Source organism: Agromyces kandeliae (assembly GCF_009674665.1).
In the GTDB taxonomy this organism is placed as follows: domain Bacteria; phylum Actinomycetota; class Actinomycetes; order Actinomycetales; family Microbacteriaceae; genus Agromyces; species Agromyces kandeliae.
The window spans coordinates 72,480-86,257 of the sequence record NZ_WKJD01000010.1; the positions used below are offsets into that span (position 1 = coordinate 72,480).

Consider the following 13,778-nt stretch of genomic DNA (forward strand, 5'->3'; position numbering starts at 1 on the left):
CCGCGCGCGCGGGCTGGCCCGCCGCCTGCGTCAGGCGCCGGGCCCGCGTTCGGCGAGGTCTCGGAACCACGCGACGCCGGCGCGGTGCGCCGTGAGCCCGTAGTCGAGCGTCGCGCGCTGGTAGCGGAACACCTCGCGGTACTCATCGGGAACCGCGTCGGACTGCTCGTCCAGGGTCGCGGCGAACTCCTCGAGTCGCGCGAGCTCGCGCTCGACCTCCGCGACGATGTGGTCGAGGATGTCACGGCGCTCGCCGGCGTCGTCGACGAGCCCGAGCAGGAAGAGCCGGCTCAGCGCCGCCACCTCGAGGTCGCCGCCGGCGAGCGGCGATCGTATCCAGGCGTGGAACGCGGCCACGCCCTCGTCGGTGATCGTGTGGATCTTCTTGCTACGGCCGCCCTCGACGACCCCCTCGACGGTCACGTACCCCGACGCCACGAGGCCCCGCAACGCGCTCTGCAGGCTTCCGAAGCTCGCCCGGTAGAAGAGCGACGGTCCGCGCTGGAACTGCGCGTTCAGCGAGTACAGGGTCTGCGGCCCGAGCAGCATGAGCAATCCGAGGACCACGTTGCCCATCCGACGCTCCCTCCGCGACCACCGCCGATCACGTACCGCCTCTTGTCGGCGGCCGATCGGCGACGTATATTCCTCATCGTGATATCCCTACTCGTGATATCACGAACCGAGACGAGAGGATTCTCGCAGATGCGCCCCGCCGAGTCGTTCGCCACGCGCCTGGATCGACACCTCGCCCGCGCGACGCGGCGACGTGGCGAGCTCGGGCCGCCCCAGGTCGCGGTCAGGGCACCGGCGCTCGGCATCGACTACCGATTCGGGGACGCCGACGCCCGGTTCCACGTCGCGAGCGTCGGCAAGCTCGCCACGGCGACGCTCGTCGCGCAACTCGTCGAGCAGCGGGCGTTCGCGTTCGACACGCCCGCGGCGGACCTGCTTCCAGGGGACGAGGTCGCCGGTCTCTTCGAGACGACCTCGATGACGGATGCCGCGGGCGGCGCCACGGTCGACCACCTGCTGTCGCACACCGCCGGCGTGGCCGACTACTTCGACGGCCCGGTGACGAGCGGGCCGCGGATGCGCGACCTCGTCGTCTCGGAGCCCGACCGGCTGTGGACACCCGCGGACCTCCTCGCCGTGAGCCGGGACCGGCAACGGCCGGTGGGCCGCCCCGGCGAGCGCTTCCAGTACTCGGACACCGGATTCGTCCTCCTCGGCCGCATCGTGGAGGAGACGACCGGACGCGCGTTCCACGAGGTGCTTCACGAGCGCATCTTCGCCCCCGCCGGCATGCGCGACAGCGCACTGCTCTTCCACTCGGCTCCCGACCGCGACCGCGCGGCGGTCATCTCGGACGGCGGCACGCCGATCGGCGCCGGCGCCGGTGCCGGTGCCGGCGCCGAGATCCCACCGTCAGCGACCAGGCCGGAGATCGCGCCGTTGCGGATCGGCAGCGTCGAGGCGAGCGGGTTCACGAGCCTCAGCTGCGACTGGGCGGGCGGCGGGATCGTGAGCACGCCCGGCGACCTGCTCGCGTTCAGTCGTGCGCTGCACGGCGGCGAGCTCCTCGCCCCCGAGACGCTCGCGCACCTCGCCGCTCCGCGGAATCGCTTCCGGCCCGGCATCCGCTACGGCGCCGGGATGATGCAGGTCCGCTTCGGGGGCTTCTCGCCGTTCCTCGCGGGCCTGCCTCGCCCGACCGGCCACATCGGCGTGCTCGCCACGCACGTCTTCCACGATCCGGTGGACGACGCCGACATCGTGCTGAACTTCGCATCGACGCGCGAGATGCGCCGCAGCTTCATGACGCTCATCGAGATCGAGCGCGCACTGCAGCAGGCCGCGCGCCGGTGAGCCGCCGGTCGGGCGCGGCTCACTCGGCCCGATACCCCCGCACGGCGTGCACGGCGAACGACTCCGGGTAGTCCGCTGTCGCGGGCGCCTCGGGCGGGAACGCGTAGACGTTGAGCATGAGCTGCATCGGGTACTGCGGCGACTGCGCGACCCGCTTCCGCACGAGGCCGTCGATCGAGAAGACGACCTCGTCGGGGCGCCAGTCGACGGCGTAGCGATGCGGCTCGCGCACGTCGTCATGAAGGCGCACCTGCTCGAAGTCGTCGGTGATGGCGGGGTCGTTGAACGGGTGCACGCCCATGCCGACGAGCGCGCTGCCGTCGTCGGCGATGTCGCGCCCGAAGACCTCGAACACGCAGATCTCGGCGGACTGCCCGGGTTCCTCCTCGATTCCGATCATCCAGAGCGCGGCCAGGGCGTGCTCGTCGATGCCGTCGATGGCGGCCACGATCTCGACGCGGCCGAAGTGCGGCGTGAACAGCCGGCGATCGCCCTGGGCCTCGCGGACCACGAGCCCCTCGCGGAACGGATGCTGCCCCACGGTCGAGCCGACCGGCCCCGACCGCACGGCGGTCTGCAGGTTGGACACCTGGGTCGACCCGTCGTACTCGACCGACCATGCCGGCTGATCGGCATCGACCCGCAGTCGCAGCACGCCGTCGACCACGTCGTACCGTGCGCGCGTGCGCTCACGGCTCGACCACTGGGGCAGGTAGTGCGGGATCCACTGCTCGAGGTCGAGTTCGGGACCGGTCAGGTCGGCGTCGAACTCCAGCAGGTCGGGGGCGGGCGGCGGCACGGGAGGAGCGGGCGGCACTGCGGGCATGCGCTCGATCCTGCCCCACGCCGCCGACACGAGGGTCCTTCATCCACAGTCGCCCGGAACGTCGATGCAGGCTGTCCGATACCCGCGGGGCATCCCGACGCCCTGTCTATTGTCCATCTGTGCAATATGCGGCAGGATGGAAGCCACCAGACCGACTTGGAGTGATCCCACCCATGGGAACGACCGTCTTCGAACGCCGCCGCCCCGCGGCATCCGTCATCGACCGCAGCCTCGCCGACACCAGGGCGAGCGTGTTCTGGCTCGACGACCTCCCCGCCGACGCGAAGCGCGCACGGCCGCGCCTCGAGGGCACCATCGTCGCCGACCTCGCCGTCGTCGGCGGCGGGTACACGGGCCTCTGGACCGCGGTGCTCGCCAAGCGCGCGAACCCCGGCCTGCACGTCGTGCTCCTCGAGGCGAAGCGCATCGGCTGGGCCGCCTCGGGCCGCAACGGCGGCTTCTGCGAGGCGAGCCTCACGCACGGCCGCGAGAACGGCGTCAACCGCTGGCCCGATGAGATCGACGAGCTCGACCGGCTCGGCCTGGCCAACCTCGACGCGATCGAGGCCGCCGAGGCCGAGTTCGGCATGGACTTCGAGTTCGAGCGGAACGGCGCCCTCGACGTCGCGATCGAGCCGCACCAGGTCGAGTGGCTGCACGAGGCGGCCGCGGAAGCCGCGTCCCGCGGCGACGACGGCGTGAAGCTGCTCGACGAGCACCAGGTTCGCGAGGAGGTCGACTCGCCGACGTACCTCGGCGCGATCTGGAACACGCGGACGAGCGCCATCCTGCACCCGGCGAAGCTCGCCGCCGAGCTCGCACGCGTCGCCGAGGAGGCCGGCGTCGAGATCTTCGAGGGCTCGCCCGTGACAGGCCTCGACACCCCGGGCTCGACCGGCGCGGTGCAGCTCGTGACCGACCACGGCCGAGTCGACGCGACGCGCGCGGTGCTCGCGACCAACGTGTTCCCGTCGCTGCTCAAGCGCAACCGCCTCATGACCGTTCCGGTCTACGACTACGTGCTCATGACCGAACCGCTCTCCGACGAGCAGCGCGCCGCGATCGGCTGGGCGAACCGCCAGGGCATCGGCGACATGGCCAACCAGTTCCACTACTCGCGCATGACGCGCGACGGCCGGATCCTGTACGGCGGCTACGACGCGATCTACCACTTCGGCGGCCGCGTCCGCGACGCCTACGAGGACCGACCCGAGAGCTTCGAGAAGCTCGCGAGCCACTTCTTCACGACCTACCCGCAGCTCGAGGGCCTGCGCTTCAGCCACAAGTGGGCCGGCGCGATCGACACGTCGACGCAGTTCACCGCGTTCACCGGGCTCGCACGCGACGGTCGCGTCGCCTACGCCTCGGGCTTCACCGGCCTGGGCGTCGCCTCGACGCGCTTCATGGCCGAGACCATGCTCGACCTGCTCGCCGGTCGCGACACCGAGCGCACGCGCCTGAAGATGGTGCAGACGAGGCCGCTGCCGTTCCCGCCCGAGCCCGCGGCATCCCTCGGCATCAACGCGACGCGCTGGTCGCTCGACCGCGCCGACCACGACGGAGGACGACGCAACATGCTGTTGAAGACCCTGGACGCCCTCGGCCTCGGGTTCGACTCGTGAGCGCGCCCGAGCAGGCGTTCGCCCGCCTCGCCGCGGGTGCGATGACGGATGCCGCGACCCTGCCGCTCGCGCACGAGCCCGTGCCCGCCGAGCAGGTCGTCGCCGGCGCGCCCGAGACCGGCTACGTCCCGCTCGACGAACCCGCCGACGGCGACCGCGCCGGGGAGCTCGGCGTCTGGGAGATGACGCCGGGCGCGATGCGCGACGTCGAGGTCGACGAGGTGTTCCTCGTGATCGCGGGCCGGGCGACGGTCGAGTTCGTCGAGCCGGCGCTGCCTGCACTCGAGCTCCGACCCGGGTCGGTCGTGCGGCTCGACGCCGGCATGTCGACCGTCTGGACCGTGACCGAGACGCTGCGCAAGCTGTTCATCGCGCGCTGAGGCGACCGCGCCGCGCGGTACGCCGCGAAACCGATCAGAGCTCGCAGTCGAGCGCGATCGCCGCGTAGTCGAGCACCGCTCTCCGGCACACGGCGCGGTCGAGTCCGAGTCCGAGCAGCGGGTACATGTCGTACGAGTCCTCGAGTGCGACGAGGTTCCGCGCGATCGCGGCGACCGGCATGCGCGGCCGGAACGCGCCGAGCCCGGCTCCGACCTCGAGGGTCGCGCGGTACAGCATCACCTGGCGCTCGACGATCGATCGATGGAGGGGCCGGAGCTGCGGACGCTCGGGCAGCAGCGCGATGCTCTCGTACACGATCCGCAGGTCGTCGCTGATCTCGTCGGGAATGCCCGCCTCGATCATCGCCCGGAGCCGTTCGCGCGGGTCGGCGACCTCCTCGGCGATCCGGCGGCGGCGCTCGTAGAACTCCTCGAGCACGCCCTCGACGGCGGCCGCCACGAGGTCGTCGAACGTCGGGAAGTAGTAGAGCACGCTGCCCGCGCTGACCTCGGCCTCCGCGGCCACGGTTCGCACGTTCGCCTGGAGGATGCCGCGCTCCCCGGCGACGCGGCGCAGCGCCGCGACGAGTGCGTCGCGGCGCTGCGCCTGCTTGGTGGACTGCTTCACGTCACCGTTCCGGGGTCGTTTCGGCCTTGGACTCCGCCAGCGCGGCGTACTGCGCCGGGTTGCGGCGGCGGATGACCAGTCCCCACACGATACCGGCCGCGAACAGCACCGGGGTGGGCAGGATGAGCAGCGCGTTCGCCGCGGCGTCGAGCCCGGTCACGTACTCGAAGTTGAGGACGATGAGCAGGAACCCGCCGATGAGGCCCGCCGCGCCGATCACCGGAGCGACGACCACGCGGAACCGGCCGTAGCCGCGCCGATCGCGGGCGAAGAACCCGATGACCGAGACGGCCGCGACCGCCTGCGCGAACACGAGGCCCGCCACGCCGGCGCCGTACGACCAGATGCCGAGCTGCAGGATCGGGTCGGCTCCCGTCGCCCAGCCGATGAGGATCGCGAGCACGGCGATCACGGCGATCGTCGTGCTCGCCACGTGCGGGGCCCTGCTGGTCGGGTGCGTCCGGGCGAGCGGCTTCGGGAGCAGTCCCTCCCGGCTGAGCGAGTAGGCGTACCGGCTCGACGCGTTGTGGAAGGCGAGCAGGCAGGCGAGGAAGCTCGTGACGATGAGCACCTGCAGGACGGTGCCGGCCCAGGCGCCGAGGTACTGGTCGCCCGCGATGAACACGGTCGACTCGAAGTCGTCGCTCGAGACGAGCCCGATGACGCCCTCGATGCCGAACGCGACCGTGATCATCCAGAACGTGAAGGCGTAGAAGACGGCGAGGAAGCCGATGGCGATGTAGGTGGCGATCGGCACGGTGCGCGACGGGTTCTTCGCCTCCTCCGCGTAGATCGCGGTGCCCTCGAAGCCCATGTACGCGCCGAAGCCCATGACGAACAGGGCGGCGACGCCGGGGGCGAGGAAGACCGCCTCGGGCGAGAACGGCGCCGCGCTCCAGGGCTCGGGGCCGCCGTTCGCGAGCACCGCGATCGAGAGCACGAGCAGGATGCCGACCTCTGCCGTGAGCAGGACGGCGAGCACCTTGGCGCCGACGTCGACCTTGCGGTAGCCGAGGAACGCGACGCACGCAGCGGCGACGAGGGACCAGACCGGCCACGGCAGGTCGAGCCCGAACAGGTCTGCCATCGTCAGTTGGGCGAAGAATCCGAGGAAGCCGTAGAAGCTCACCGACAGCACGATGTAGGCGAACAGCGCCGCGAGCGCGGTGCCGATGCCGGCGGGCTTGCCGAGGCCGCGCGCGGCGTAGGCGTAGAAGGCGCCGGTGTTGCGGACGTGGCGGGACATGGCGGTGAAGCCGATCGCGAAGAAGATCAGGATCACGCCGCACACCAGCAGTGCGCCGGCCGCGCCGACGCCGCCGAGCCGCATGGCGGTGGGCGCGGCGCTCGCGACCACGGTCAGGGGGGCGGCCGCGGACACCACGAAGAACACGATGTCCCACACCCGCAGGCGGCCGCCGGCGAGCCGGCCCGGGGCGTCCCGCTCGGGCACCGGCGGCGAACCGGTGTCGATCGTCTCGGGGATCTGTTGCGTCATTGCAGGTCTCCTCACGCGCCACGGCGCTGGTCGGGGATCAGAACTTGAACACGCATTCAACTTCTGCTCGACGCATCCTGTCAAGCCTGTTATCGTCGGAAGACGAAAGAACTGAACGATTGTTCGAGTCCATGGAGTCGATGATGACCACCACGCCGCAGCATCCCACCCGCGCCCGCGATCTCGGCGTGCCGTTCGACGGCACGCCCGGTCGATGGAACGCGATCACGGACGTCCCCGGCGTCGAGGTCGGCTATTCGACGATCATCGAGGGCGCCCCCGGCGACGAGGTCGTCGCGCGCACCGGGGTGACGGCGATCCTGCCGCGCGGCCGCGAGGGAGCGGGCAGCCCGTGCGCCGCCGGCATCCACTCGCTGAACGGCAACGGCGAGCTGACCGGCCGCAGCTGGATCGAGGAGTCCGGCTCGCTCACGCTGCCGATCGGCATCACCAACAGCCACGCCGTCGGTGCGGTCCACTCCGGCATCGACCAGTGGACGCACCGCGAGCACCCCGAACTGGCCGCCGAGTGGATGCTCCCCGTCGTCGGCGAGACCTGGGACGGCTACCTCAACCAGATCAACGCCGGCCACGTGCGACCGGAGCACGCCATCCTCGCGATCGACTCCGCAGCGAGCGGCCCGGTCGCCGAGGGCAACGTCGGCGGCGGCACGGGCATGAACTGCTACGGGTTCAAGGGCGGATCGGGCACGGCGTCGCGCGTCGTGCGTCACGGCGACGAGACGCACACGGTCGGCGTCTTCCTCCAGGCCAACTTCGGCAGCCGCCACGAACTGCGGCTCGCGGGCGTGCCGCTCGGCCGGGAGACGTCCGCGCCGAACCCGTACGAGGACCTCGAGTGGTTCATCCGCGACGGTCGGCGGGCGCGCGTGCGCGCCGGCTCGGGGAGCGTCATCGGCATCGTGATCACCGATGCGCCGCTCCTGCCCGGCCAGTGCGAGGCGCTCGCCCGCCGCGTCCCGCTCGGCCTGGCGCGTACCGGCACGAGCGGCAGCCACTTCTCGGGCGACATCTTCCTCGCCTGCTCGACCGCCAACGCCGGGTCGTTCACGTCGAGCATCCCGACCTCCGAGGTCGGCGACGAACCGTACGAGACCGCTCGCTTCGTGCCGTGGGGCCGCATCGACCCCTACTTCGAGGCCGTCGTCCAGGCGACCGAGGAGGCCGTCGCGAACGCGCTCGTCGCCGCGCGCGACATGGTCGGCCGCGACGGGCACGCGAACGTCGCGCTGCCGCACGACGAGGTGCGCGCCGCGTTCCGGGGCCTGGTGGAGCACCCGGCGGCCTGAGCCGGCCGCGCGTCGCCGTCAGCCCGAGGTCACCCGCGCGCGTGGATCCGCCGGCACCCGCACGTCGGCGACCTGTTCGAGGTGCGGATGCCGCTGGTCGCCGTCGTCGACGACGCCCGTGTGCCACGTCAGCCGCAGCTCGTCGGGGCGATCGACGAGCATCGCGAGGTTGTTCGCGAACCACGGCCCCTTCACCGTGCGCCATCGGAACGGCGCGTCGGGCACCTTGGCCGAACGCGCGGCGAGCCGGCCGATCGGCGTCGCCGCGCCGTACGACATCACGACCGAGAACCAGCGCATGACGCGCGGCAGCGGGTTCCGGATGGGCGAGCACACCGCCTGGAGGATCCGCGAGCCCGGAACGTCGTCGCGGTCGACCTGGGCGAGGTAGGAGTAGTGCACGTCGCCCGCGAGGAACAGCACGTTCTGCGGGGCCGGCCCGCGCTCGCCTGCCGCGAGCTCCCCAACCATCCGCGCGACCTTCTGGAACGTGTCCTCCCAGGCCGCCCAGTGCTCGAGGTCGACGGCTTGCCGGAGCACCTCGCCCACGCCGGCCGCCCTCCGGCCCCAGGCGCCCTGCGAGATCGCCTCGTCCCACGCCTCGACGTTGTGCAGCCCCATCGGCAGCAGGAAGGGAAGGGAGGTCGCGATGAGCACGTGACGGAAGCCCCCTCGCAACTGCGCGTCGAACCAGTCGAGCTCGTCCGGGTCCAGCAGGGCCCGGTCATCCGGGTCGAGCCGGCGTGCGGCGCGGGAGTCGACGACGACGAGGCGGATGTCGTCGAAGTCGCGCGTGTAGCTCCACCGGACGCTCGTCGGCTCCTGGTCGGCGCGGTCGGCGAACGCGTCGACGTCATCGGTGAGGTCGAGCTCTTCGTCGCCGTCGTGCCGGGCGATCCGCTCCCAGAGCTCGTCGTCGGCCCGCTCCTCCGGAGTGAGGTTGCCGAGGTGCTGGTACACCCAGTACGAGCCGAGCCCGGCGACGATGCGGCCGTGCCACCAGCTGGTGGCCTCCATCTTCTGCTTCCAGTCGTGCGAGGCGTTCCAGTCGTCGCGCACGTCGTGGTCGTCGAAGATCATCGCGGTCGGCACGGTCGAGAGCAGCCAGCGGTTGGCCGGGTCCGACCAGGCGAGCCGGTACAGGTGGGCGTACTCCTCGTAGTCCTTCAGCTCCTCACCGGGCTCCTCGTCGATGTCGCGCTTGTTCCGGATGAACTCCTGCATCTCGTCCGAGGTGATGTCGGCGTAGACCTGGTCGCCGAGGAACATCATGAGGTCGGGGCGTTCGGCGTAGCCCGCGGCGAGCGCGAGCGCGAACGCGCGCATCGCGTCGACGCCGTGCGTCAGGTTGCCCTCGAGGTCGTGCGGCACGCTCGTACGGCACGACCCGTACGCGAGGCGCAGCCGCCTGCCCTGCTCCCAGGTCGCGACGACGGATGCCGGGAGCTCCGAGTCCGGCTCCGGCCATGCCGGCTCGCCGTCGACGTCCACCTCGTAGGGCAGCACGGAGCCAGGCTCCAGCCCGTCGAGCTCGACGAGCGCGTAGTGGTGGTCGTGCACGGCGAACGTGCGCGCCTGCCAGCCGCGTCCGTCGGCCCGCACGCGGACGGTCGCCGCGCCCTCGGTCTCGACCCAGATCGTCGCCGACGTCTCGTCGACGTGGCGGAGCATCGGACCGAGGATCAGCGGGGAGGTCATCACCTCGTTCTACCCCGCCTCCCTCCCCCGCGTCACGGGGTTGCGGCCCGAGCGCGAACGCAACAGGCGCCGGACGCCGCGGCGAGCGCACCGAGCGCCGCCGGTCAACCCCTCCCGGCCGCCGGAGGGTGCTGGGAGGATCGGCGACACCGAGGGGAGCCCGGATGCCGCAGTACGCCGTCCTCATCTACGCCGACGAATCGCTCCACGCGCAGCATGCGTCGGAAGCCGAGCTCGACGAGAACGACCGCCACGCGCGAGCGCTCGAGGCCTCCGGCTCGATGAGCCTCGCATACGCCCTGACGCCGCGCGCCGACGCGGTCTCCGTGCGCCGCGACGGGGAGCGACCCGGCCCGTTCGTCGCGGCCGACCAGTTCGTCGCGGGCTTCTACGTGCTCGATGCGCCCGACGTCGACGCGGCGATCGCGATCGCCCGCGAGAATCCCGCCGTGCGGACGGCGACGGGCGGGGTCGAGGTGCGCCCCGTGCACAGCGGCGGGATCACGGCGACCGGGCGGGACTGAGCCGACCCCCAGCCGGATCGGCGGGATCGACGAGCGGGTCAGGCGGCGGATGCCCCGAGCCCGCCGGCCGCGTCATCCGGCGGATCGGCGGGCTCGATGTGGAAGGTGCGCGCGAAGCGCGCCACCCCGTCGTCGTCGCCGGCGAGCACCGGGACGGTCGCGGCATCCGCTCGGCCTGCGATGAGGTCGCGGAGCTGCGAGGGCTCGAGCGCGAACTCGACGCTCGCGCCTGCGGCACCCGCCGGCTCGGAGGGCCTGGGCTGCGGCACCGCATCGGGTCCGATGGGCACGACGTCGAGGGTCGGTCCGTCCACGACGGCCGCGACCGAGGCGGGCCCCACGTGCAGCACGTACTCGGTCGCGGGCTCGCTCGCGGCGGCCTCGGGCCGGAACGCCGACCTCAGGGCGACGGCGAGCGCCTCGTGGCTCACGCGCTCCTCCTCGCCGGGGTCGCCGAGCACCGACCAGCCCCACCGTTCGAGCGCCAGGACGACGGGTTCGAGCTCGCGCCCGAGCGGCGTGAGCTCGTAGCCGCCGCGGACCGTCGGCACGCGTCGGACGACACCCGACTCCTGCAGCTCGCGCAGCCGGTCGGCGAGGATGTTCGTCGGGATCCGCGGCAGGCTCGCCTTCAGGTCGCCGTACCGGCGCGGGCCGACGAGCAGGTCGCGGACGATGAGCAGCGCCCACCGCTCCCCGACCCGCTCGATCGCGCGGGCCACGCCGCTGTACTGGCCGAACCCGCGGGCGCGTGCCGCCACGACGGAACCGTCAGGCGCCGGTCGCCGCGGCGCCGGCCCCCTGCTCGCTGAGGAACGCGTCGGGACCCTTCTCGACGGCGGCGGGCTCCATGAAGAAGAACTCGAGGATGTTGCCGTCGGGGTCCTCGATGTCGCGCGTGTACATGAACCCCAGGTCGGTGGCCGGTCGCGGCTCGCTTCCGCCGGCGTCCAGCCCCTTTGCGAGGATCGCGTCGACCTCCTCACGCGAGTCGCACGTGAGCGCGATGAGGGCCTGCGCGTGGGTCTTCGGCTCGGTCACCTGCTTGGCGGTGAACGTCTGGAAGAACTCCCTGGTCAGCACCATGAAGTAGACGTTCTCGTCGAGCACGACGCAGGCCGCGTTGTCGTCGGAGAACATCGGGTTGATGCTGTAGCCGAGGCCCTGGTAGAACGCCTTCGAGCGGTCGAGGTCGGACGTCGGGATGTTGACGAAGATGCTGGTGGCCATGGTCTCCCCCATGTTGGCTGGTCGTCTGGTCCGGCCGGTCGGCCGACATCCGTCAGCTTGCTCTTTGCAAGTGAACTTGTCAAGAGCAAGTAACGGATGATGCGAGCCGGCGCTCAGCGCACCCCGCTCCGCCGCACGAGCAATGCCAGGTGCAGCGCGGTGAGCGTCTCCCCGTCATCGAGGTCGGCCCCGAGCAGGTCCCCGATGAGCGCCAGCCGCTGGTAGAACACCGAGCGCGAGAGGTGGCTCGCCTGCGCCGCCGCCGTCCGGTTGCCCGGGTGGGCGAGCATCGCCGCGAGCACGTCGAGCAGGTCGCCGCCGCGCGCGAGGTCGTGCTCGATGAGCGGCGCCAGCATGCGCTCGCCCAGCTCCTGGAGCCGGTGGTCGTCGCGAAGCGCGGTCACCAGCCTGACGAGGGGCCGGTCCTGCGACCGACGCACGACCGGGCCACGCGTCCCACGCGGAACGGGCGTGCGCGAGAGGTCGAGCGCCTCCTGCACCGACACGAGCAGCCCGTCGAGGTCGCCGGCACTCGCGCCGATCGAGAGCACGACCCCCGAGGCATCCGTCGGCGCCCCCTCGGCGCGCGTCGCGAGCCGCCCCGCGAATCCCCGCGCCGCGTCGTCGTCGAACCGCGTACCGCCGGGGAGCGAGACGAGCAGCACCCGCGCCGATGCCGTTGCGCCCGCGCCGACCGGCCGCCCGTCGAGTGCGCGACCGCCGAGCCCCCGCGCCGCGGCATCTGCGTCGCCGTCGGCGCCGCGCCCCGTCAGGACCACGCCGTACAGGTCGGCGCCGCGAACCGGCAGGCCGGCCGCCTCGAGGCGCGCGACCGCGCCACCGGGCGCCGCGAACCGACCGCCCAGCAGGTGCTCGACGAGCCGCTGCCGCCCGATGCGGCCCCAGGCGTCGTCGTCCCCGTCGGCGAGGCGTCCGAGCGCGAGCGCGATCGCGCCCTGCTCGAGCACGCTCGTCCGCCCCGCCGGATGCGCCGGCCCGGGCAGCGCGATGAGGTGACCCCAGCGGATGCCGCGCGCCTCGACCGGCACGATGAGCCAGTCGTCGGAGCCGCGCGCACCGGCGGCGCCACGCGCCGAGCGACGGTGCGCGTCGCGCGAACGCAACTGCCAGCCGGCGAGCACCTCCTCCTCGGCCTCGGGCGGAAGGTCGGCGGCGACGACCTCGTGCGCGAGGTTCTCGAGCAAGACGGGCGCCGAGAGCGTCTGGGCGAGCTGCTGCACGATGTAGTCCGGCGGAGCGCCGCGAAGGGCGAGCGCCGTGAAGCGCTCCCGCACCTCGTCGCGCGCGTGCAGCGCCGCGTTCTGCTCCGAGATGATCCGCCGGTGCACGGCCTGCGTCAGGCCGACGAACTTCACCTCGCGGTGGAGGGCCGCGAGCGCCAGCCCGTGCTCGGCCGCGGCACGATGCACGACCGCCGGCACGTACCGGTAGTGGGCGCCGAGTTCGAGCACGAGACCGGAGACGCCGACCTCGACGAGCCCCGCGATGAACGAGCGCAGCTCGTCGGGCTCGGTCGGCCAGCCCGAACCGGTCGAGAGCAGCAGCTCGCCGCCGTCCAGCAGGCGCGCCACGCCCGCGCTGTCCGAGACGTGCACCCAGCGCACGCGTGCGTCGAGTGCCGCGTCGCCGACCAGCACCTCGGGTACGCCGGCCGCAACCGCGTCGAGCGCGAGGATCTCGCGGACCGTCGGCAGCGCGTCATCCGTGCCGTGGCCGTTCGGTGCGCCCGTCGCGCCACCCGGACGATCCGTTCGATCTGCTTCGTCTTCGCGACGCTCTGGCATCGGTTCGGCCTCTCTGCCTCTGTAAGACTGGGGAAACGCCAGCATAGACGACGCCGGTCGATCTGTCCGATCCCGGCGTCCGAGCACACATGCCACCGCGTGACGCGATGCCGAGGCATCCGTCGCCACGACCCACCGAAGGACCACAATGAGCCTCACCGAGACCGCCTCGTCGCCCGCCGCGACGACCGAACTGCCCCAGATCGGCCACTGGATCGACGGCGCTCCGAGCGTGTCCACGTCGGGTCGCACCGCGCCGGTGTTCAACCCCGCGACCGGTGCCGTCCGGGCCGAGGTCGCGTTGGCCGACCAGGCCGAGATCGATGCGGCGATCGCGTCGGCGCAGCGTGGGTTCGAGGTGTGGAGCGGGTACTCGATCGCGAAGCGG

14 protein-coding genes are annotated in these 13,778 nt (G+C 72.2%); 6 read left to right on the top strand and 8 right to left on the bottom strand.

Annotated features, from left to right (window positions below):
• Positions 1 to 30: 30 nt before the first annotated feature.
• Entirely contained in the window at positions 31 to 576 is a 546-nt protein-coding gene (locus GJR97_RS06660) for a PadR family transcriptional regulator (RefSeq protein WP_154345727.1), read from the bottom strand.
• 129 nt (positions 577 to 705) lie between these two features.
• On the opposite strand from GJR97_RS06660, the gene GJR97_RS06665 reads away from it, so the two are divergent.
• On the top strand, positions 706 to 1,869 hold the full coding sequence (locus tag GJR97_RS06665; RefSeq protein WP_154345728.1) for a serine hydrolase domain-containing protein: 1,164 nt from the start codon (positions 706 to 708) through the stop codon (positions 1,867 to 1,869).
• Positions 1,870 to 1,888: 19 nt separating this feature from the next.
• Here GJR97_RS06665 and GJR97_RS06670 read toward each other — a convergent pair whose 3' ends face one another.
• Positions 1,889 to 2,695 (bottom strand): glycoside hydrolase family 16 protein, encoded by an 807-nt coding sequence (locus GJR97_RS06670; protein WP_154345729.1) that lies wholly within the window; start codon positions 2,693 to 2,695, stop codon positions 1,889 to 1,891.
• A 173-nt stretch (positions 2,696 to 2,868) separates the two neighbouring features.
• On the opposite strand from GJR97_RS06670, the gene GJR97_RS06675 reads away from it, so the two are divergent.
• Together GJR97_RS06675 and GJR97_RS06680 are read left to right on the top strand one after the other, a co-directional pair.
• Complete coding sequence (locus GJR97_RS06675; RefSeq protein WP_154345730.1) at positions 2,869 to 4,317, top strand: NAD(P)/FAD-dependent oxidoreductase; 1,449 nt, start codon at positions 2,869 to 2,871, stop codon at positions 4,315 to 4,317.
• Complete coding sequence (locus tag GJR97_RS06680) at positions 4,314 to 4,697, top strand: cupin domain-containing protein (protein WP_324613234.1); 384 nt, start codon at positions 4,314 to 4,316, stop codon at positions 4,695 to 4,697. The genes GJR97_RS06675 and GJR97_RS06680 overlap by 4 nt, the downstream gene beginning before the upstream one ends.
• A 34-nt stretch (positions 4,698 to 4,731) precedes the next feature.
• Here GJR97_RS06680 and GJR97_RS06685 read toward each other — a convergent pair whose 3' ends face one another.
• Both GJR97_RS06685 and GJR97_RS06690 read right to left on the bottom strand, forming a co-directional pair.
• Positions 4,732 to 5,325 carry a TetR/AcrR family transcriptional regulator gene (locus GJR97_RS06685; RefSeq protein ID WP_324613235.1) on the bottom strand — a complete coding sequence of 198 codons (594 nt, stop codon included), beginning with the start codon at positions 5,323 to 5,325 and terminating at the stop codon, positions 4,732 to 4,734.
• Between the two features lies 1 nt (position 5,326).
• On the bottom strand, positions 5,327 to 6,823 hold the full coding sequence (locus tag GJR97_RS06690; RefSeq protein WP_154345731.1) for an APC family permease: 1,497 nt from the start codon (positions 6,821 to 6,823) through the stop codon (positions 5,327 to 5,329).
• A gap of 143 nt (positions 6,824 to 6,966) precedes the next feature.
• Between GJR97_RS06690 and GJR97_RS06695 the strand changes: the two genes are divergently transcribed.
• Positions 6,967 to 8,133 (top strand): DmpA family aminopeptidase, encoded by a 1,167-nt coding sequence (locus GJR97_RS06695; RefSeq protein ID WP_229276045.1) that lies wholly within the window; start codon positions 6,967 to 6,969, stop codon positions 8,131 to 8,133.
• 18 nt (positions 8,134 to 8,151) lie between these two features.
• Here GJR97_RS06695 and GJR97_RS06700 read toward each other — a convergent pair whose 3' ends face one another.
• Positions 8,152 to 9,831 (bottom strand): alkaline phosphatase D family protein, encoded by a 1,680-nt coding sequence (locus GJR97_RS06700; protein WP_154345732.1) that lies wholly within the window; start codon positions 9,829 to 9,831, stop codon positions 8,152 to 8,154.
• Positions 9,832 to 9,995: 164 nt separating this feature from the next.
• On the opposite strand from GJR97_RS06700, the gene GJR97_RS06705 reads away from it, so the two are divergent.
• On the top strand, positions 9,996 to 10,355 hold the full coding sequence (locus GJR97_RS06705; RefSeq protein ID WP_154345733.1) for a YciI family protein: 360 nt from the start codon (positions 9,996 to 9,998) through the stop codon (positions 10,353 to 10,355).
• A 38-nt stretch (positions 10,356 to 10,393) separates the two neighbouring features.
• Here the strand turns inward: GJR97_RS06705 and GJR97_RS06710 are convergent, their stop codons facing one another.
• From GJR97_RS06710 to GJR97_RS06720, 3 genes are all read right to left on the bottom strand, one after another.
• Complete coding sequence (locus GJR97_RS06710) at positions 10,394 to 11,116, bottom strand: winged helix-turn-helix transcriptional regulator (protein ID WP_324613236.1); 723 nt, start codon at positions 11,114 to 11,116, stop codon at positions 10,394 to 10,396.
• Positions 11,117 to 11,126: 10 nt separating this feature from the next.
• Entirely contained in the window at positions 11,127 to 11,585 is a 459-nt protein-coding gene (locus GJR97_RS06715; protein WP_154345734.1) for a VOC family protein, read from the bottom strand.
• A 113-nt stretch (positions 11,586 to 11,698) separates the two neighbouring features.
• The gene (locus tag GJR97_RS06720) at positions 11,699 to 13,390 is read right to left on the bottom strand and encodes a PucR family transcriptional regulator (protein ID WP_229276046.1); all 1,692 of its coding nucleotides are present in this window, start codon (positions 13,388 to 13,390) and stop codon (positions 11,699 to 11,701) included.
• A gap of 148 nt (positions 13,391 to 13,538) precedes the next feature.
• On the opposite strand from GJR97_RS06720, the gene GJR97_RS06725 reads away from it, so the two are divergent.
• A partial coding sequence (locus tag GJR97_RS06725) for an aldehyde dehydrogenase family protein (protein WP_154345736.1) occupies positions 13,539 to 13,778 on the top strand: 240 nt, incomplete at its 3' end.